At 36.4% G+C, this 20642-nt stretch carries 18 protein-coding genes; 10 read left to right on the top strand and 8 right to left on the bottom strand.

Annotated elements, in window-relative coordinates:
* Positions 1–241 precede the first annotated feature (241 nt).
* The 5 genes from VB796_RS10225 to VB796_RS10205 all read left to right on the top strand — a co-directional run bounded on the left by VB796_RS10225 (position 242) and on the right by VB796_RS10205 (position 5193).
* On the top strand, positions 242–2722 hold the full coding sequence (locus VB796_RS10225; protein ID WP_323346437.1) for a ribonucleoside-diphosphate reductase subunit alpha: 2481 nt from the start codon (positions 242–244) through the stop codon (positions 2720–2722).
* 104 nt (positions 2723–2826) lie between these two features.
* Positions 2827–3318 (top strand): hypothetical protein, encoded by a 492-nt coding sequence (locus VB796_RS10220; RefSeq protein ID WP_323346436.1) that lies wholly within the window; start codon positions 2827–2829, stop codon positions 3316–3318.
* 258 nt (positions 3319–3576) lie between these two features.
* Positions 3577–4083 (top strand): GNAT family N-acetyltransferase, encoded by a 507-nt coding sequence (locus tag VB796_RS10215; protein ID WP_323346435.1) that lies wholly within the window; start codon positions 3577–3579, stop codon positions 4081–4083.
* 25 nt (positions 4084–4108) lie between these two features.
* Entirely contained in the window at positions 4109–4603 is a 495-nt protein-coding gene (locus tag VB796_RS10210) for an MOSC domain-containing protein (RefSeq protein WP_323346434.1), read from the top strand.
* A 137-nt stretch (positions 4604–4740) separates the two neighbouring features.
* On the top strand, positions 4741–5193 hold the full coding sequence (locus tag VB796_RS10205) for a hypothetical protein (protein WP_323346433.1): 453 nt from the start codon (positions 4741–4743) through the stop codon (positions 5191–5193).
* An 86-nt stretch (positions 5194–5279) separates the two neighbouring features.
* On the opposite strand, the gene VB796_RS10200 is transcribed toward VB796_RS10205, so the two are convergent.
* From VB796_RS10200 to gyrB, 3 genes are all read right to left on the bottom strand, one after another.
* Positions 5280–5777 (bottom strand): hypothetical protein, encoded by a 498-nt coding sequence (locus VB796_RS10200; RefSeq protein ID WP_323346432.1) that lies wholly within the window; start codon positions 5775–5777, stop codon positions 5280–5282.
* A 3-nt stretch (positions 5778–5780) separates the two neighbouring features.
* A complete protein-coding gene (locus VB796_RS10195; RefSeq protein ID WP_323346431.1) occupies positions 5781–6278 on the bottom strand; it encodes a Panacea domain-containing protein in 498 nt (165 codons plus the stop codon).
* 186 nt (positions 6279–6464) lie between these two features.
* A complete protein-coding gene (gyrB, locus tag VB796_RS10190; protein WP_323346430.1) occupies positions 6465–8432 on the bottom strand; it encodes a DNA topoisomerase (ATP-hydrolyzing) subunit B in 1968 nt (655 codons plus the stop codon).
* 412 nt (positions 8433–8844) lie between these two features.
* Between gyrB and VB796_RS10185 the strand changes: the two genes are divergently transcribed.
* Together VB796_RS10185 and VB796_RS10180 are read left to right on the top strand one after the other, a co-directional pair.
* A complete protein-coding gene (locus tag VB796_RS10185) occupies positions 8845–9699 on the top strand; it encodes a hypothetical protein (protein ID WP_323346429.1) in 855 nt (284 codons plus the stop codon).
* Positions 9700–9818: 119 nt separating this feature from the next.
* A complete protein-coding gene (locus VB796_RS10180; protein ID WP_323346428.1) occupies positions 9819–10697 on the top strand; it encodes a glycosyltransferase family 2 protein in 879 nt (292 codons plus the stop codon).
* Between the two features lie 174 nt (positions 10698–10871).
* Here VB796_RS10180 and VB796_RS10175 read toward each other — a convergent pair whose 3' ends face one another.
* Positions 10872–12704, bottom strand: a complete 1833-nt coding sequence (locus VB796_RS10175) for an ABC transporter ATP-binding protein (protein WP_323346427.1) — start codon at positions 12702–12704, stop codon at positions 10872–10874.
* Positions 12705–12861: 157 nt separating this feature from the next.
* On the opposite strand from VB796_RS10175, the gene VB796_RS10170 reads away from it, so the two are divergent.
* The 3 genes from VB796_RS10170 (at position 12862) to VB796_RS10160 (ending at position 15684) form a co-directional block, all read left to right on the top strand.
* The gene (locus VB796_RS10170) at positions 12862–14025 is read left to right on the top strand and encodes a glycosyltransferase family 87 protein (protein ID WP_323346426.1); all 1164 of its coding nucleotides are present in this window, start codon (positions 12862–12864) and stop codon (positions 14023–14025) included.
* On the top strand, positions 14009–14728 hold the full coding sequence (locus VB796_RS10165; RefSeq protein WP_323346425.1) for a glycosyltransferase: 720 nt from the start codon (positions 14009–14011) through the stop codon (positions 14726–14728). Before VB796_RS10170 ends, VB796_RS10165 begins: the two co-directional genes overlap by 17 nt.
* 185 nt (positions 14729–14913) lie before the next feature.
* The gene (locus VB796_RS10160; RefSeq protein ID WP_323346424.1) at positions 14914–15684 is read left to right on the top strand and encodes a polysaccharide deacetylase family protein; all 771 of its coding nucleotides are present in this window, start codon (positions 14914–14916) and stop codon (positions 15682–15684) included.
* 52 nt (positions 15685–15736) lie between these two features.
* On the opposite strand, the gene VB796_RS10155 is transcribed toward VB796_RS10160, so the two are convergent.
* From VB796_RS10155 to VB796_RS10140, 4 genes are all read right to left on the bottom strand, one after another.
* Positions 15737–16483, bottom strand: a complete 747-nt coding sequence (locus VB796_RS10155; protein WP_323346423.1) for a glycosyltransferase family 2 protein — start codon at positions 16481–16483, stop codon at positions 15737–15739.
* A gap of 111 nt (positions 16484–16594) precedes the next feature.
* A complete protein-coding gene (locus VB796_RS10150; RefSeq protein ID WP_323346422.1) occupies positions 16595–17194 on the bottom strand; it encodes a HEPN domain-containing protein in 600 nt (199 codons plus the stop codon).
* A complete protein-coding gene (locus tag VB796_RS10145; RefSeq protein ID WP_323346421.1) occupies positions 17175–18215 on the bottom strand; it encodes a ParA family protein in 1041 nt (346 codons plus the stop codon). Before VB796_RS10145 ends, VB796_RS10150 begins: the two co-directional genes overlap by 20 nt.
* 32 nt (positions 18216–18247) lie before the next feature.
* Positions 18248–20572 (bottom strand): ATP-dependent helicase, encoded by a 2325-nt coding sequence (locus VB796_RS10140; RefSeq protein WP_323346420.1) that lies wholly within the window; start codon positions 20570–20572, stop codon positions 18248–18250.
* Positions 20573–20642 lie beyond the last annotated feature (70 nt).

Below are 20642 nucleotides of genomic sequence, written 5' to 3'. Positions count from 1 at the left end.
TAAGAAATTGTTATCTTTGAACTGCATATCAACTGAACCACCAAAAGTAGTCATCTAAATCTTTCCATTAATAATTAAACGGATTCGTTCACCGCTGCGAATTTTTAGGAAAGGTTTTTTCAAATTAAATAAAATCAAAAAAATATTTAAAAACAGTAGGTTTATTTATAATAACCACTTAATTACTAAGTTATTAAGACCGCCCTTTGTTTTTGTTTCACCCCCCCAAAACCCGAGTATTATGTACGTTATCAAAAGAGATGGCAGACGTGAGTCTGTAAAGTTTGACAAGATTACCGCCAGAATCGAAAAACTTTGCTATAGTCTCGACCCTTACTTTGTTCAGCCCTTAGATGTGGCAAAAAAAGTTATTACAGGACTTTATGATGGAGTAACAACGAGTGAATTAGACAATTTAGCAGCAGAAACGGCTGCTTCGATGACTACCAAGCACCCAGATTATGCTGTGCTTGCGGCAAGGATTGCAATTTCAAATTTGCATAAGGAAACGCAGAAATCTTTCTCTGCGACGATGAAACGCTTGTACAATTATCTTGACCCAAAAACAGGAGAAAATGCGGCTTTGTTATCTAAGGAAGTATATGAGGTGATAAAAAAACACGCTGCCGAATTAGATGCTGCTATCATTTATGACCGTGACTTTGGGTACGATTATTTTGGTTTCAAGACTTTGGAGAAATCTTATTTGTTGAAATTGGAGGGTAAAATTGTTGAACGTCCTCAGCACATGTTGATGCGTGTAGCAGTGGGTATTCATGGGGCGGAAATTGAATCGGTAATCGAAACTTACAATCTTCTTTCTGAACGTTGGTTTACACACGCTACGCCTACATTATTTAATGCAGGTACACCAAAACCACAAATGTCTTCTTGTTTCTTATTAACAATGCAGGATGACTCAATCGAAGGAATTTACGATACTTTGAAACAATGTGCTAAGATTTCACAGTCGGCGGGTGGAATTGGTTTGTCAATCCACAATGTTCGTGCAACGGGGTCTTACATCAAAGGAACAAACGGAACATCAAATGGTATTGTACCGATGCTTCGTGTATTTAATGATACTGCTCGTTATGTTGACCAAGGAGGCGGAAAACGCAAAGGTTCATTTGCCGTTTATCTTGAGCCTTGGCACGCAGATATTTTTGAATTCTTATCTCTAAAGAAAAATCATGGTAAAGAAGAAATGCGTGCAAGAGATTTGTTCTACGCACTTTGGATTCCTGATTTGTTCATGCAAAGAGTAAAGGATAACGATACATGGTCATTATTCTGTCCACACGAATGCCCAGGAATGGCGGATACGTATGGCGAAGAATTTGAGAAATTGTACACAAGCTACGAATTAGCAGGAAAAGCTCGTAAGGTTGTTAAAGCTCAAGATTTATGGTTTGAAGTTTTAGAGTCTCAAACTGAAACGGGTACGCCTTATATGTTGTTCAAGGACAATGCCAATAAAAAGTCTAACCAAAAGAATTTAGGTACTATTAAGTCGTCTAACTTGTGTACTGAAATTATCCAATATACTTCAAAAGACGAAGTAGCGGTTTGTAACTTGGCTTCTTTGGCATTGCCTAAATTTATCAAGACAAACGAAAAAGGTTTCCAAGTTTTTGACCATGAAGGGCTTTATAATGTTACGAAAGTAGCGACGAAGAACTTAAATAAAATCATCGACCGCAATTATTACCCAGTTGACGAAGCTCGTACTTCTAATATGCGTCACCGTCCAATCGGTTTGGGGGTGCAAGGATTAGCAGATGCGTTCATTATGTTGAGAATGCCGTTTGAATCGGACGAAGCAAAACAGTTGAATAAAGACATTTTTGAAACTATCTATTATGCTTCAATGGAAGCATCCATGGAATTAGCAATCAAAGAAGGTCCTTACGAAACTTGGGCAGGTTCACCAATCTCACAAGGTGTTTTCCAATTTGATATGTGGAATGTAACGCCAGAGTCAGGACGTTGGAACTGGGAAGCGTTGCGTGCGAAAGTAATGGAACACGGTGTGCGTAACTCATTGTTAGTGGCACCGATGCCAACAGCTTCGACTTCACAAATTTTGGGTAACAACGAATGTTTCGAACCATATACTTCTAATATTTACGCTCGTAGAGTATTGTCGGGCGAATTTGCGGTAGTAAACAAGCACTTACTTCGTGACTTAGTGAAGTTAGGATTGTGGAACGATTCGATGAAAAATAAATTAATTTCTGCTAACGGTTCAGTACAAAATATCAATGAAATTCCTCAGAATTTGAAAGACTTGTACAAAACAGTTTGGGAAGTTAAGCAAAAAGTAATTATTGAAATGGCTGCCGATAGAGGTGCATACATCTGTCAGTCGCAGTCGTTGAATATACACATTCAAGACCCGAACTTCGGAAAACTAACCTCGATGCACTTCTACGCATGGGAGAAAGGCTTGAAAACTGGGATGTATTATCTCAGAACGAAAGCTGCTGCCGATGCTATCAAGTTTACTGTCGAGAAACAAGCCGAAGTGGCAATTGAGCAAGCCAACGTTGTGCAAGAGCATGAGATGAACTACGAAGCCTACGCAGTAAATGCAGCGGTAGCGAAGTCCTCAGCGGCCACACTTACCATAGGAGGCTTAGACAACGTGACCGAACAAAATTGGTCGAATATGCAATGCTCACTTGATGACCCTGATGGGTGCGAAGCCTGCGGGTCTTAATAATTTCGAGTAACCTTTTTAAAAGCCCTCAATTCTGTTTGGATTGGGGGCTTTGTAATGAAATAAATGTTTAATACAAAACCAAAACAGTAAATTATGCTATAATGAATGATTATTTAAAAGTTTACCCAAGTAATGAAATTGGAGAAGATACCCCTATAAATGGTTACGTAGAAGTTCATAATACACATCTAGGAGAAGAAAGAAATAAAAATATTGAAACCGCTATATTTTTGGCAAAGAAGGGGTTTCAAGTGCGATTATTAGAAGTTATTAATCAACCTAATCATAAAAACCCTGATGCTTATATTGTGAATAAGGATATTATTATTGAGTTTAAGCATAATGTAAAAGCAACAAAAAGTGCAATTGATAATGAAATACGTGATGCAAAGAACCAAGCAGATTATATTCTGATAGATATACAGAGCGATATTTCAAGAGAAGATTTATTAGAAGGAATTAAAAATCGCTATCGACGACCACAACCTAAATATCAAACAATGAAGGATTTATGGTTAATATGGAAAGGTGAATTGTATATTTTTACAAGAGAAGAAGTAATTACTGGTGCAATTAACCATAAAATACAATGAGGTGCCACATCGCTGTAACACCTCAAGGAGGGTCTGGGATTTCTCCCTGACCGATACAAAAGTAATTAATTATTTTTCCAAAGACAAGGCACACCCTTGTCTTTTTTATTGCCCAAATTGTTTTCTATCGCTAAATTGTGAAATTATATAACCGCAGACAGGGCTGAAGCCGCTGTCTGGGTTTTGGTATTGTACCCAGACAGCGGCTTTAGCCCTGTCTGCGGTTAAGGAAAATGGTAATTTGAAAATCTAAACACGATGGAAATAGTTATTGAAACCGAAAGGTTAATCTTGCGTAAATTCACACTTGAAGATGCTCCGTTTGTACTTGAATTAGTCAATACACCCGCATGGTTAAAGTTTATCGGCGATAGAAATGTGCATACCGTTGAAGAGTCCGAAAATTACCTCCGTAATGGAAACCTTAAAAGCTACGCAGAACACGGTTTTGGATTTTATTTAGTTGCGACAAAAGAAAGTAACGAAGCAATTGGAATGTGTGGCATGGTGAAACGTGATTCTTTGGATGACATTGATATTGGTTTTGCCTTTTTACCTAATTCAATTGGCAAAGGCTACGGTTATGAAGCCGCTTCGGCAACTTTGGATTATGCTCTGAATGTATTGAAATTGGGGAGAATCATTGCCATTGTTGACCCACAAAATGCAAGTTCAATTGCCTTGATTAAGAAAATTGGGCTGAAATACGAGAAAATGGTACAAATATCTACCAACGATATTGAATTGATGTTGTTTGGAAATTGATTTATAAATATTTAAAAAATAACACATGATATTTTCATCTGATGAAAAGGCTTTTAAAGATTTATTCGGAAATTTTCCACAAGCTGGAACGGTAGTTTGGATTGGCGTTCGCCCGAAATCAAGACAACCAATGGAGGTTTTAGAAGAGACATTTGCCAATATTGGAGGACTCACAGGCGACCGTTCTAATAAAGGAAATGCGGATAGCAAACGCCAAGTGACCCTCATTCAAGCCGAACATTTAAAGGCTGTTGCTTCTTTTTTGGGTAAAGAAAGCGTTGACCCTGCTCTCATTCGTAGAAATATTGTGGTAAAAGGAATCAATCTGAATGCTCTGAAAGGTAAGCAATTCAGAATAGGGGAGGCGATTTTGGAAATGACAGGCTTTTGTTTTCCGTGTAGTAGAATGGAAGAGAATTTGGGGAAAGGTGGTTTTAATGCCATGCGTGGACACGGTGGTATTAATTGTAAGGTAATTCAAGAGGGGAAGATTTGTCTTGGGGATAGTCTTGAAATTTAGTAAAACCTAACCTTTTCATTCAATAATAATAAAAATCTCACTCAATATCGGTACTTTTACGGCTTTTATGAAGGGTTCTTAATTCTTCAAATATTAGATAAATCCAGCATAATTTTATTGAAATTAAAGAAAATAATATGAGAAATTTACAATACATTTTAGTTACCCTGTTTCTTTTTTTAATGGTGACTCATGAAAACAAAGCTCAATACGGTGGCGGTTATGGTGGCGGATACGGAAGAGGTTATGGTGGTGGTGGTTTCCGTAATGATGCAGGTAGTAGTTCCAGTTCAAAGAAAGACGAAATGGACCCTGAGAAAATGTCAACGGAAGAAACCAATTGGATGAAAAAAAAGTTGAAACTCACGGAGGAGCAAATTCCTAAAGTTGAGACAATAAATATAAATTACGCCTTCAAAAAATTTGATTTATACGAAGAAGCCAAAAAACTTACGCCTCCATTTACTGAAGATGTTAGGTTGAAGTTTAAAGAGAAATTAAATGCTATCAAAGAAGGGAAAAGTAAGGAATTCAAAGCGGTTTTGACGGAAGAGCAGTATGAAATTTACTTGAAGAAGCGACAGGATTAATGGGAATCGGTGAGTCCAAACTGTGAGGTTTGGACTTTTTTGTGAATGTTCGATACTTTTACTCGGTTGTTATATTAATAATAAACTTACTTCTTAGGAAAAATAGAATGCTCATAATCAAGCCATAAAGCATGAAAAACCCCCATTTTACCAAAAAAGCCCACAATTCGTGGTGCTTTATTTGTTTTATTATCCGTAAAAATTGCAAACTGATATAATGTAGGTAATTGGTCTATCCTAAATGTTTTTCCTTTCCCTAACAGTCTTTCAAAAAGAGTTTTCAATTCCGTCTTTTGATAAACCTGTATGTCATGAAAATGATAGCGTTGTTTTATTTTCGTATTGTCGATGAACTCTCCTATTTTAATTGTTGAAACTTGTTGCTTAAATTCATAAATTTTCACAAAGTCTTCTTTTGAAATATTAGGATTATTAAAGCAAAGTTTTGTAGCGTTGAGAGAAAGGTAATCAAATGCAAATAATAAAGTATATTCTTTGATATTAGGGAAACGAATATCAGAATCACCAACATTATATTTTGTAGCTACTATATCTTCGTCATCATCGGGAATATAATAAGACATAAATTATTTTTCTTGTAGTTTTGATTCAAAGAAACTTTTCATCGTAGCGATATTTATTTGATTTTGTGATAAATCAATATCACTTAACCCTTCCCGAGCTTCAAGCCAAGGTTTTTCATTATGAGAACGCATTTCTAATTCAAAAGCAGATTTTCCTCCATAATGATTTAGAACGCTATTAATTAAATCTTGTTGATTACTTGTAAGGTCAAAACGACGAATATCTACAGCCAGTGAGTTAAGAGATGGCTCTTCATTTGTAATACATAATGGTTGAAACTGAAAGCTTTTAAATTTATTGTAGACACTTGGATATACTGGACCATGAACCCAAGCTTCAAGAGTAGCATCAAATAGAGGAGTTTTCAAGTAAGCTAAATGCCAACCTTGTATGTAATAAAGAAGTTTTTGTAACTTTTTATTAGTTATGGGTTCTTGATAATAGTTGAAATGATTAACTAAGTATTCAGAAAATGCTAGTATGTCGATTGTGTTTTCCATATTTTTAAAACACAAAATTGTTTTTTTTTATTTCAAATTCATAATATTTGATTATTAAACATCATTATTTAGAATTTTTATAAATAATGATGTTTGAATTTTTTAAATCGTGACATAATAAAAGAGGCTAAATCCACTGGATTTAGCCTCTTTTATTATGTCACAGGAAAGATTCCTGTGTTACAATTACACGTCAATCTTCGCATATTTAGCATTTTTCTCAATAAAATCACGGCGAGGTGGTACTTCGTCACCCATCAACATTGAGAATAAATGGTCAGCTTCTACCGCTGATTCAATGGTTACTTGTTTCAAAGTACGAGTGTCTGGGTTCATCGTAGTTTCCCACAATTGCTCTGCGTTCATCTCTCCAAGACCTTTGTAACGTTGAATTCCTACTAAATCTTCACGTCCGCCACCTGCTAAGCGTTTTACCGCTAATTCACGTTGTTGTTCAGTCCAACAATATTCCATTTGTTGTCCTTTTTTTACTTGGTAAAGTGGAGGTTGTGCAATGTAGATATAGCCACTGTCTAACAAATCTTTCATATAACGGAAGAAGAACGTAAGGATTAGGGTTCTGATGTGAGAACCATCCACGTCGGCATCCGTCATGATGATTACTTTGTGGTAACGTAATTTATCGGTATTTAAGGCTCTTTCGTCGCCATCTTTTCCAAAACTTACGCCCAAAGCCGTAATCATATTCTTGATTTCTTCACTTTCGTAAATCTTATATTCTTGAGCTTTTTCAACGTTCAAAATCTTACCTCTCAATGGTAAAATAGCTTGGTAAGCACGGTTACGACCTTGTTTTGCCGTTCCACCTGCTGAGTCCCCTTCTACTAAGTAAAGTTCACAAACTTTAGGGTCGCTGTCTGAACAGTCAGCTAATTTTCCTGGAAGTGAATTACCGCCCAAAATGGTTTTACGTTGAACCATTTCACGTGCCTTACGAGCAGCGTGACGTGCTTGTGCCGCCAAAATCACTTTCGCAACAATTTGACGAGCTTCTTTCGGGTGTTCTTCTAACCAAGATTCTAACATATCCGACATGGCTGCCGAAACTGCTCCAGAAACTTCACCGTTACCCAATTTGGTTTTGGTTTGTCCTTCAAATTGAGGTTCAGCTACTTTTACCGAAATAACGGCAGTCAAACCTTCACGGAAGTCGTCTCCAACGATGTCAATTTTTAATTTATCTAAAGCACCTGATTTGTCAGCGTAGTTTTTCAAAGTACGAGTCAACGCACCACGAAAACCCGCAACGTGTGTACCGCCTTCGATAGTATTGATGTTGTTTACATAAGATACTACGTTTTCTGAATACGAAGTATTATACATCATCGCTACTTGAACTGGCACTCCGTTTTTATCACCTTCCATGTAAATTGGAGCGTCGATAATTTTATCACGAGTAGCATCCAAGTACAAGACAAATTCGCTCAAACCACCTTCTGAGAAGAATAAATCAGATTTTGGTTCTCCTTTTTCATCTAATTCACGAAGGTCTTTCAAATTGATTTTGATACCTGCATTCAAGAATGAAAGTTCACGTAAACGACCTGCTACGGTTTCGTATTTGTATTCTGTAACCGTGAAAATAGATTCATCTGGCTTGAAAGTAACGGTTGTTCCGTGACGTTCAGTTGTGCCAATTTCTCTTACGGCATATTGTGGAATACCGATTTTATATTCTTGTTCAAATACTTTTCCTTCACGGTAAACGGTCACTTTCAAATCAGTAGAAAGGGCGTTCACACAAGAAACCCCCACACCGTGCAAACCACCTGATACCTTATACGTGTCTTTGTCAAACTTACCACCAGCGTGAAGAACCGTCATTACGACTTCCAAAGCTGACTTTTTCTCTTTTGTGTGCATTCCCGTTGGAATACCACGACCGTTATCTTCTACGGTAATTGAATTATTGGTATTGATAGTTACGCTAATTGTGTCGCAATGTCCTGCAAGGGCTTCATCAATGGAGTTATCGACAACCTCCCAAATAAGGTGGTGAAGACCTTTAAAGCCCGTATCTCCAATATACATGGACGGACGTTTACGCACGGCTTCCAAGCCTTCGAGGACTTGGATATTGTCGGCATCATAATTTGCTCTACTGTTTTCTTCTGGTTCTTGAAATTCTGACATATCTTTTGATTGCGGATTCTATTTTCGGATTTCTAATCTCAAAAACAGAATTTATTTGCATTATTAGATTTTTCGGAGATTGTGATATTATTATTTCAAAATCAATAAGCATGGCTATTTTCTTTGAAAAAGTAAAAATACAAAAAATCCCTTGTACCAACTAACGTTTGGGCATTTTTGAGGGATTTTTGGGCTAAAAAATGGATATATTTTGTCCTTTGAGAATTCGGTTTTAGATACCTATCGCTTTTATGTCATTTTGCTTGTATTATTATACTTGTAAAATCTTATTTTATGGAAGTAATAACTTACTCAAACCCTGTAACTTTGTTGGAAATCAACTGCGAATAAAATAATTGTATTCTAACTATAAATAACATTTAAACTCTTTAAATTATAATAAACCTATAAAATGAATCTTCTCTACTTAGTTTTTGGTGAAAACCAACATAATCATGCTCAAGCATATTTTTCTATTTGCTCATTTCTGAGCCAGACTGAGGATTTCGATCGAATTTATATGATGACTGACGCTCCCGATTTTTATAAAAAATTAGGAAATAGGGTACAGATTTTGCCAATTACACAAGAGCAATTGATTGACTGGCAAGGGGAATTTCAATTTTTTTGGCGTGCAAAAATCAAAGCAATTGAGTATGTTTGTGGGCTTCATCCAGATGAGTGTGTTTTGTATTTAGACACAGATACTTTTTTATTTGGCGATATAAATCAACTAAAAAAGACTTTGCAAAATCCTGTAATGCACTTAAAAGAAGGAGATTTGTCGGCTTTGAAAAGTAAAACAGAGAAGTTGATGTGGCAACAAACGGGCAATCAATCTTTTGGTGGAATGACTATAAATCATGCCATGTGGAATGCAGGCGTGGTGGGGATTCCTGCCAATAAAGGCTTGTTAATCACGCAATTGGCTTTGAATATTTGCGATGATATGTTGAAAAAAGAGGTCACTCGCCGATTGATTGAGCAGTTTGCTTTGTCGGTGGCTTTATTTGAAACAGGTAAGCTGTCGCCCGTAAGTAAATTTATTGGTCATTATTGGTCAAATAAAGAAGAATGGAATGCCGAAATCCAAAGACTGATGGCTGATTCGTTTCTTAAAAATAATACTTTAGACGATGATATTCAGACGATTGGGTATTTTGATTTTAGAAAAATTGCAATTCATAAACGAACTCCCAATACCCAAAGGAGGCTTCGGAAACTGATAAAAAAATGGTTTCCTTCAGAGGATAAAGGATTTGTTTAGTTTACAGTAAGACAGGTTTTAACCTAATGTCATTTAGTTAATCGGCTTAACTAAACGACATTGGGTTTCCAACCTATTAATAACACTCATGACAGGTTGGAAACCTGTCCTACCCAAAAATGAAAGTATCAGGATTTACCTTTGTGCGAAATGCCATAAAATTTGATTATCCAATTGTGGAAGCCATCACGTCGATTCTTCCGATTTGTGATGAAATGATTGTGTCGGTTGGAAAATCTGACGATGATACGTTGGGTTTAATTAAAAGTATTGGTTCGCCTAAAATCAAAATTATTGAAACCGTTTGGGATGATTCCCTGCGTGAAGGTGGGAAAGTTTTAGCCGTTGAAACTGATAAGGCCTTAGCTGCCGTTTCGTCTGATTCAGATTGGTGTTTTTATATTCAGGGTGATGAAGTGGTGCATGAGCAATATTTACCTGCTATCAGACAAGGAATGAAAGATTATTTAAACGATTCAAAAGTAGAGGGATTGTTGTTGAAATATCGGCATTTTTATGGTTCGTATCAATACGTGGCGGATTCGCAAAAATGGTACCGACAAGAAATTCGAGTGATTCGGAATAATAAAAATGTATCCTCTTATCGTGATGCACAGGGTTTCCGAACGATTGATAATCAGAAGCTTAACGTAAAAATGATTGATGCCTATATGTTTCATTATGGTTGGGTAAAACCGCCCGAAGTGCAAAAAGCGAAGATGAAAAGTTCGATTAATTTTTGGGAAAAAGATGAGATTGCGGAGAAAAAAAAGAAGGAATATGAAGATACTTTTGATTACTCAGGAATTGATTCGTTGGCATCTTTTGAAGGAACCCATCCTGCGGTTATGCAAGCACGACTTGAACGAGTAAATTGGCAATTTGATTTTGATATTCGGGAGAAAAAACTTTCTTTGAAAAACAAACTTAGATTTTTGATTGAAAACCTTACGGGTTGGAGAATTGGCGAATATCGTAATTTTCGATTGTTGAAATAAGTAGTGGCGAATAGAATTCGCCAATTTATCACGAATGGTGGCGAATGCTATTCGCCACTACGGATTCTCTTCATTTGGCGAATGTTATTCGCTACTACGGATTCTCTTCATTTGGCGAATGCTATTCGCCACTACGGATTCTCTTCATTTGGCGAATGCTATTCGCCACTACGATTATTCCTGCATACTATTCAATTTACGGTAAAATCCGTTTTCATTTTTCAGTAAATCTTCGTGCGTTCCTCTTTCCACAATTTGCCCTTTATTGATTACCAAAATTTCATCAGCGTGCTGAATTGTGCTTAAACGGTGAGCAATTACAAGCGTTGTGCGGTTTTTCATCAAGGTTGTAAGCGACTCTTGAACTAACTTTTCAGATTCGGTATCTAAGGCAGAAGTAGCTTCGTCCAAAATCAAAATAGGAGGGTTTTTTAATACTGCACGGGCAATACTCAAACGCTGACGTTGACCGCCCGAAAGTCGTCCGCCACGGTCGCCAATTAATGTTTCATAACCTTCCGATAATTGCTTCACAAAAACATCGGCATTGGCAACTTTCGCTGCATCAATGATTTGATTTTCAGTAGCTTCTGTTCCAAAAGTGATGTTATTAGAAACTGTATCATTAAATAAAATTGATTCTTGCGTAACAATGCCGATTTGTTTAGTCAGCGAGTGGATTTTAATACTTTTTATATCCACGCCATCCACCAAAATTTGTCCTTCGTTGGGGTCATAAAAACGGGGAACAAGGTCAGCAATCGTAGATTTTCCACCGCCTGATGTTCCGACCAGAGCAATGGTTTTTCCTTTCTGTATTTTGAATGAAATATTATCCAAAACCTTTCTGCCAGTTTCATAAGAAAAACTGACGTTTCTAAACTCAATTTCTTTGTTAAATCCTTGAATTTCAACGGCATTCGGAGCATCTTGGATTTCTGGAACGGTATCAATTAATTTCAAAATTCTTTCTGCTGAAGCAACCCCTCTTTGGACGGTACTAAAAGCATCAGAAATAGATTTTGCAGGACGCATTACCTGCGAAAACAAAATAATAAATGAAATAAAACCAGCCGCAGTGAGGCTATCATCGCCCGAAATAACCAATGAACCGCCGTACAATAAAATACCAGCCACAACGGTAACGCCCATCGCTTCTGAGAGTGGAGAGGTCATTTCTTGACGATAAACCATTCGGAGAACGGCATCTTTATAACTGTAATTTTCCTTTCGGAATTTCTCCGAAACCACCTTCTCCGCATTGAATCCTTTGACGATTCTCATGCCTCCAAAAACTTCGTCGAGGGTACTAACCATCGTACTTTGTAACGACTGAACATCACGAGCAGCACGGCGAAGTTTTCCACTAATTAAAGCAATAATTCCACTGGAAAGCGGTAAAATAATAAGTGAAAAAAGCGTCAATTTGGTGGACATATTAAACAAAGTCACGAAGTACATTATTAAAGTAAAAAACTCTTTAACCGTAGCTGTAAAGGCTCTTCCGATAGAATTTTCTACTTCTTGCACGTCCGTTGTGAGGTGAGCCATCAAATTTCCTTTGCGTTCATTATTGAAAAATCCAAAATGCAATTGCATCGTTTTCTCAAAAACTGCCTGACGTAAGGAGGCAATTGTGCGAGCTTCGACCGTTTTTAGCACTCTTTGGGATAAATATCTGAAAATATTTGATAAAATTACCGACACAACGATTGCTCCACAGGCAAATTTTAAAGCCCCCAATCTGCCGTACAAACTAATACTTTCATAAAAATAATGATAGAAAGTGTGCTTGAAATATTCTACACTCAGCGAGAACGGTACTGACTGGCTATATTCTTGTAAATCAGCGGGTTTTAAATCTTTAAAAATAATATCTAAAAGAGGAGCGAGCAGGGTAAAATTTAAAATTCCGAACAAGCTGGCGAGTAATGAGAGAATAAAATATGGAAATGCTAAAGTCTTGATAGAATCAGCGTATTGGAGAATGCGAAGGTATGTTTTCAAAGGATATTTTCGATATTTGAGATTCGATTTCGGAAAGATTTTCTTCGTTCGAGATAGTTTTTTACAAATTTAATGAAAATAACGATTGCACACGGAGTGATTCTATGTACAATCGAAAGATAACTGCTATTTTTGTACTTTAAACTCTCTCAATTTTATGAATTCATTTTGGCGTAAAGCAAAAAGCTTTTTCTCTCAGGAAAAGGTTATTTTGTTTTTTTATGTACTGGCAGGTTTTGTTATAGCCTTACAGCATTATTTACATGGAAGTTATAATAATTATAAAATTTTTAAGGCTTCCACCGCTCATTTGTTGGCTCGTCAAAATCTTCATGTAGAATACCCAAATGAGTATTTCGACTTGTTTTTGTATCATCCTACTTTTGCCGTCCTTTTTGCTCCCTTTGCATGGCTGCCTATGTGGTTAGGAATGTGTTTATGGAATGTTTTTTCGGCTCTAATGGTCTTTTATGCCATTAAATTTTTACCGATTTCTTCCAAACAAAAAACCTTTATTTGGTGGTTTATTTTTGTAGAATTAATGACGGCTTTGCATAATTTACAGACCAATCCATTGATTGCAGCACTGATTGTTTGGACTTTCGTTAATCTTGAAAATCAGAAAACAGTTGCCACAGGATTTGTGTCGTCATTGGGCTTTTTTATCAAAGGTTATGGCGGAATTTCAGCCGCTTTATTGCCTTTTTATCGAAAAGACTTCTTCAAAAATGTATTTGTATATCTCATATTTTTTGGAATATTAGCAATTTTGCCTGCTTTTGTAGTTGGGTTTGACCAGTTGCCGAGATTATATTCTGAATGGCAAACATTGTTAGTGGAAGACCATAAAGTAAACTATGGCGTATCAATAATCGGTTTGATTTGTACTTTGATAACCACCTCAATTCCAATTATTTATATCCAATTAGTAGGTTTGATTTGCTTAGGTTTATTCTTGGCTTATGGATTCTTTTTGGTTAAAAATCAGGATATTACCTTACGGATTTCGGTTGTGGCGTATTTGATGATGTGGGTAATTTTATTCAACCACGCCGCCGAATCCAACACGCACGTTATTTCGGTAGTGGGCGTGGCATTTTGGTATTTAATTAGTCCGAAAAATAAGCTAACAAAAGCTTTAGTAATTTTCGTTTTTATCCTGACAATCTTATCTCCAACAGATATTTTCCCAAAGATTATTCGAGATAAATACGTAATTCCTTATAATCTTAAAGCCTTACCCATTTTATTGGTTTGGTTGCATTTACAATATTTAGTTTTCACGCAAAAATACCAACCACTCCATGAACAAAACAATTGATATTGTATTGCCATGTTATAATCCTGAGGAGCAGGAGTGGCACGTTGACATTAAGCGAAATATTGTAGCATTACAAGAACTTTTTCCCGAATTAATCTTTTTTGTTACATTGGTTAATGATGGTTCGGTGAGAGGGATTTCTGAAAACCAAATTGAATATTTGAAATCGCAAGTTGCAGGTTTTCAGTATGTTAATTATGTTGAAAATCAAGGGAAAGGCTACGCTCTTCGTGAAGGAATAAAATTGGCAACTCACGATTTTGTAGTTTATACTGACGTTGATTTTCCTTTTGAATTGGTTTGTATGCAAGCAATGATTAACAAATTATTGGCAGGCAAAGACATTGTTTTGGGTGAAAGACAATTTTCGTATTCCAATCAGTTGAGACGTTATCGTAAGGTTTTATCGTCTGGCTCACATATTTTCAACGCTTTTTTATTGAATCTTCCATTTACTGATACACAAGGTGGCTTAAAAGGCTTTAATCAAAGAGGGAGAACTGTGTTTTTGAAGACAATTATTAATCGTTATTTGTTTGATACTGAGTTTATTATGAGAGCTTGCAAGCAAAATGATTTAATCATATCAACCGTTCCACTAACCTTGCGTGAGGGTGTAATTCTTTCACAAATGGGCTTAAAAGTGATTAAAAAAGAGTTCGGGAATATTATGAGATTATTGAAAATCCGCTTCTTCGAGTGATAATTTATGGCACGCAGATGAGGCTGATGCTTCGCAACGCAGATATTCACAGATTAAAAAAAGGATATAGATTCTCATGAATTCTATATTTTGATGCTTAAATCTGATAAAAAACCGTGAAAATCTGTGTTGCGTAGCATCCGTGCCATCTATGTTTCATTCATCTACGTTCCAACCTTAAAAAAATGAATAAAATATTTTTAACCTTCGATTTAGAAGAATTTGATATACCTGAAGAATTTGGGCAAACGGTTGATTTTCAGACCAAAATGCGAATGTCTTACGAAGGCATGGAAAAAGTGTTGGCTTTATTCCGAAAATATCAAGTCAAAACGACTATTTTTTGTACAGCTTGTTATGCCGAAAATAACGTAGAGCAAATCAAAAGAATTGTAGCAGAAGGACATGAAATTGCTTCACATGGCTATTATCATTCTGTTTTTGAAGTGGGTGATTTACGGAAATCGAGAGAGAAATTGATGGAAATTAGTGGACAAAAAGTGCTTGGTTTTAGAATGCCTCGTTTGCAACCAGTCAGTTATGCAGAATTGCAAAAGGCTGGTTATCAATACGATTCGTCGATGAACCCGACTTTTTTGCCAGGACGATACAATCATTTGGATAAACCACGCACAGTTTACAAATTGCCCGAAATTACCATTTTACCAACATCTGTTACGCCAATCGGCAGAATTCCTTTGTTTTGGTTAGGTTTCAAAAATTACCCAGCATGGTATTTTCAGTTTGCGGCAAAAAGATGTTTGAAAAAAGACGGTTATTTGAGTTTATACTTTCACCCTTGGGAGTTTTGCGATTTGCGTCCGTATCAGTTGCCAACTTACGTAAAAAGAATTGACAACGATAAACTGTTAAAACGATTAGAAAATTTGATTTTAGCGTTGCAAAATCCTGAAAATCAGTTTTCTACGATTGAAAGTTTTCTGATTTCTTCATAGATAAGTTGCAAAGAAGGCTTCGTTCAAAACGAAGCCTTCTTTGTATCCAAAATCATTTCCTCTCGCTCATTTCCTTCAGCTTTGCATATTTTACCACAGGATTTATCGCTGTTAATAATGCCCACATAAAACCTGCGTAACCATCTAAACAAGAGCCTTTTAGAAGGTAAATCTTTAAAAAAGTTGTCGGGAAACGAGAAATTATTTTTAGGCTCGAAGCCGTTTTGCCACGTTCTGCCAAAGTCTTCGCACCCAGCGAAGTATATTTGTTAAACTTGTTGAAAAAATCTGTTAAATCACGGTAGCTATCGTGCAAAATTTGATTTTTCAGCGTACCGATTTTCCCCTTCACCTCTACGCTTTCATGGACGTATTCTGCATTCCAATTTCCATATTTTCGATTGAAAAGTCTCAAGGTTAATCGTCTATATTCACCGCTAAATCTCAATAATTTTCCTAAGAAAATCAATGAACGTGGGGTTTTAAATCCTTGATAATCAGTGTTTTTTAAATCTAAATCTTGAATTTCCTTTTGTAATTCGGGTGTAAGGATTTCATCATCATCTAAGGACAAAATCCAATCGTGCGAAGCCTGTTCAGTCGCAAAATTCTTCTGAGAACCATATCCATCAAATACCCGATATACGATTTTTGCCTTAAATTGTTGAGCAATTTCTAAGGTTTTATCGGTGCTTCCTGAATCCACCAAAATAATTTCATCTGCCCACGAAACGGCTTCTAAAACAGGTTTAAGGGTTTTTTCGGAGTTTAGGGTAATAAAGGTTACTGATATTTTCATGGAATTATTGATAGATTATCTAAAAATACAATGAGGTATTACGGCGAACCGCAATACCTCAAAGAAGTTTTTTGATTTTTCTCTGACCGATGCAAAATTAAAGAGATTTTTTTAAACCAAAGTATAAATAGCTTGGCATAAATTTTCTATAAATAAAATATCATTATCAACATCACTTTTTTGAATTGGATATTTATCACCTGTTACAGGGTTATGGTCAGATTCGTGAGCAATTTTATTCCTTCTCTGAACTATCAGACTTAAACGGTTTTTAATATCCATTGCACTGACATTTCCCATTAATGGAGAAACTAATGTCCAGACATTTTTAATATCAATTAATCCAAGTGCATATTCGATACTTTTAGGTGATTGGAATGAATCATTTGAGTTTATTTTTTCCAATTCTGATTCAAAATAATTTATTTTTTCACTTTGGTTGCTACTACTGTTGATATTATTCAATGCAGAAAGAGAAAATTTAAAATCATTGTATTTGGAATGAGATAGTCTTCTACCCACAAAGATTTCCCTCATACCAACTTTGACTACATCATGTATAAATGTATCAAAGGCACTAACCATTAAAACAATCTTCGCTCTCAGAATATCATCAGCTTTTTCTTCAATAAGTGGAAAATTAGTAGAAACTAATACATAAATCTGACCTAAATCTTTTACGCTTTGTAGATTAAGCGTGAACTTCTGCATGGCTCTCTGCATATTCTATCATTGATATAACATCATTGGCAAATGCTTCATATTTGTCTCTAAATGCCTTTCTTTGTTTTTGTTGATTTTCTAAAACTGTTCCAGTATGTCCTAATTGAGCATCTGTAAGTTCAAAAACAGGTGTGCTTTCATCTTGATATTTAATTCCTAATGTTTGGAAGTTTGAGATTTGTAATCTTTTGTATGTATTATCTGTATAAGTATCATTATTCAAAAGCATATCAGCTCTTCTAAGTTGAGGTATAAATTTATTCACCACTACCTGATCTATTTCACTAATAATATTATCAAATGCTTTTGCTGGTTCTCCATTCCTTAAAGTATAATTATTGACTGTATATCCCAAAAACTTTGGAGTATTCAACGCCAGTGGGTATGATGAATCAATAAACATATCTCGAGATAATTTTGCCCAACGCTCCCACTGAGGTAAGATTCTTGAAAGGGATTCAAGAGCCATTTTAGAAAAATAATCTGGCGATGTAGGTACTATAAAATAATCACTTGAAAGTAACAGTGCTTGATTAATTGCACTTAAACTTGGATTCATATCTATCAATACATACTTAGCATCATATCTTTCCGCTGTTTTCTCAATTAAATAATTCAATGCCCCTGGTAAATTCTTCATCGTGGTAAAAGAATTTGACATTTGGAAAGATACTCCTAATTGAACTTCATATTCCGAAATATCGAAGCTACCAGGCATTAAAAACAAGTTATCTCTTTCAGGAATTGAGACACATTCCAAAGCCTCAATTACCGTTGTTTTTGCTTCAAATGCTACGGACAAAGCACTTTTGATATTTTGCTGAGGATGAGTTTCATAGAAAGATTCATAATTTTCCTTTAAAACTATCTTCGTTAAATTACACTGTGAATCAGCATCTATGAGAAGAACCTTTTTCCCAAGATTTGCCAGCATCCAACCCAAATGAAAAACAGTAGTCGTTTTACTTACTCCTCCTTTATGGTTAAAAAAAGCAATTTTATGTAACATCTTGATTTAAGTTTAAATGTATTTCTAAATTACTACAATATCCTCAATTTAGCAAAGCTCAAAAGCAAAGTCTTCTCGCCAATTGTCCCTTCAAACTGAATGCTTGCTTTACGGTCGGTGCCGTTTACATCTATCTTTTTTACTTTTCCAAACCCAAATTTCAAATGCTCAACTCGGTCGCCTTCGGCTAAGTTTTTGGTATCGCTTGGCGTAAAATCGGTGGAAGGTTTATAGGTATTCCCAACTACGGCTGGACGAGTGTTTACAGATGGTCTAATTAAGTTTGCAATGGGTGTCTTGGTGTCTGGGGTATTAAAATCGGGCATTTTTTGCTCACGATTCGACATTCTGACAAAACCTTGTGGCAAACGCTGAGTATCTTCAACGGCACGACGAATATTTTTGGCAAACTGTAAATATTTAGGGTCTATTTCGTCTAAGAAACGACTTGGCTCGCAAGGTTTTAAGCGTCCCCATTGGTAACGAGTTTCGGCGTAAGACATCATTAATTTCTTTTCCGCACGGGTAATGGCTACATAAAAAAGACGACGTTCTTCTTCTAAATCCGCCCGACTTTGGAGCATCATTTGGCTCGGGAAAAGGTCTTCTTCCATACCCACTACGTACACATGATTAAACTCCAATCCCTTCGCTCCGTGAATGGTCATCATCGTTACTCGGTCATTGTCGCCATCGGGGTCGTCTTGGTCGGCGGTGGTCATTAATGAAACATTTTGCAGGAAAGTATTCAAGTTTTTGTCCTCCGCACCCTCATCTGGATTATCCACAAATTCTTTGATGGAGTTCAATAATTCCTGCACGTTTTCGTAGCGAGAAAGTCCTTCAACAGTTTTATCCTCATGAAGTTCCTTCAATAATCCCGATGACTTGGCAATGTGTGATGCCACTTCGTAAGCATCTTTTTTGCCCGATTCCGCCATGATTTTGAACGACTTAATCAAGTCAGCAAAACCTTCAATGGTATCAGCAAAACGCCCCGCTTGGTATTGTTTGATATTGGAAACGACTTGCCAAATTGGAATTTGTTGTTCAGATGCCGTAATCGTGATTTTGGCAATGGTTGTATCGCCAATACCTCTTTTGGGCAAATTGATAATTCGCTTGAAAGCCTCTTCGTCATTTTGATTTATCGTAAACCTAAAATATGCCAATAAATCCTTGATTTCACGACGCTGATAGAAGGAAAGTCCACCGATAATTCGGTATTTAATATTGAGTTTTCGGAGGGATTCTTCAAAAGTTCTCGATTGAGCATTGGTGCGGTAAAGAATCGCAAAATCCGTATTCCGAAGCCCCAAATTCATTTTCGACTCAAAAATATGCGTTGAAACCAAGCGGCCTTCCTCATTATCCGAACTCGCTTTTATCAATTCAATTAATGAACCTTCTTCATTTTCAGTAAAGACATTTTTCTTTAGCTGATTTTTGTTTTTGGCAATAATTGAATTGGCAGCTTCCACGATATTTTGGGTAGAACGATAATTTTGTTCCAACTTAATGGTGGTCATATTGGGATAATCTTTCTCCAAATTCAAGATATTATCAATACTCGCACCTCGGAAAGCGTAAATCGACTGAGCGTCGTCACCCACTACACAAAGATTGCGTGAAATGTCAGATAACTTCTTGACAATCAGATATTGAGAGACGTTTGTATCTTGAAACTCATCCACCATTACATACTTGAATTTCCGTTGGTATTTGTCCAAAACCGCAGGGTGGTCACGGAAAAGTAGATTGGTGTTGAAGAGCAAATCGTCAAAATCCATCGCATTGGCTTGGAAACAACGGAGGGCGTAAATCTTGTAAATTCTACCCATTTCTGGCAATTTAGCCGCCGTGTCATCCGCCGCAATGACAGGGTTGTTGATGTAGTCGTCAGGACCAATTAAACGGTTTTTTGCTCCCGAAATACGGTTAAAAACCACGTTTGGTTTGTAGATTTTATCGTCCAAACCACGTTCTTTTACAATACTTCTAATAAGCGATTTTGAATCGTCGGTATCATAAATAGAGAAGTCAGAGGTATAACCCAAATGCTTGCCATCAAAACGGAGGATTTTGGCAAAAACCGAGTGGAAAGTACCCATCCAAAGGTTTTTGGCATCATTTCCGATAACCTTTTCAACACGCTCACGCATTTCGCCTGCCGCTTTATTGGTAAAAGTCAGAAGAAGAATTTGAAAAGGGTCAACGCCATTTTTGATAAGATGAGCCGTGCGATAAGTCAGAACTCGTGTTTTTCCCGAACCCGCACCCGCAATAATCATCAGCGGCCCGTTAATATGTTGTACCGCATCTTGTTGCGGTTGATTTAATCCTTGTAAATAATCCATTTATTTATTTTGTAGGACAGGTTTTAACCTGTCTATCGTCCAAAGACAGGTTAAAAAACCTGTCCTACAT

The sequence above is a fragment of the Arcicella sp. LKC2W genome, from assembly GCF_034931005.1.
Classification (GTDB): domain Bacteria; phylum Bacteroidota; class Bacteroidia; order Cytophagales; family Spirosomataceae; genus Arcicella.
Note: the sequence above shows the minus strand (reverse complement) of the source record. Positions and strands in the feature narration are given on the sequence as shown.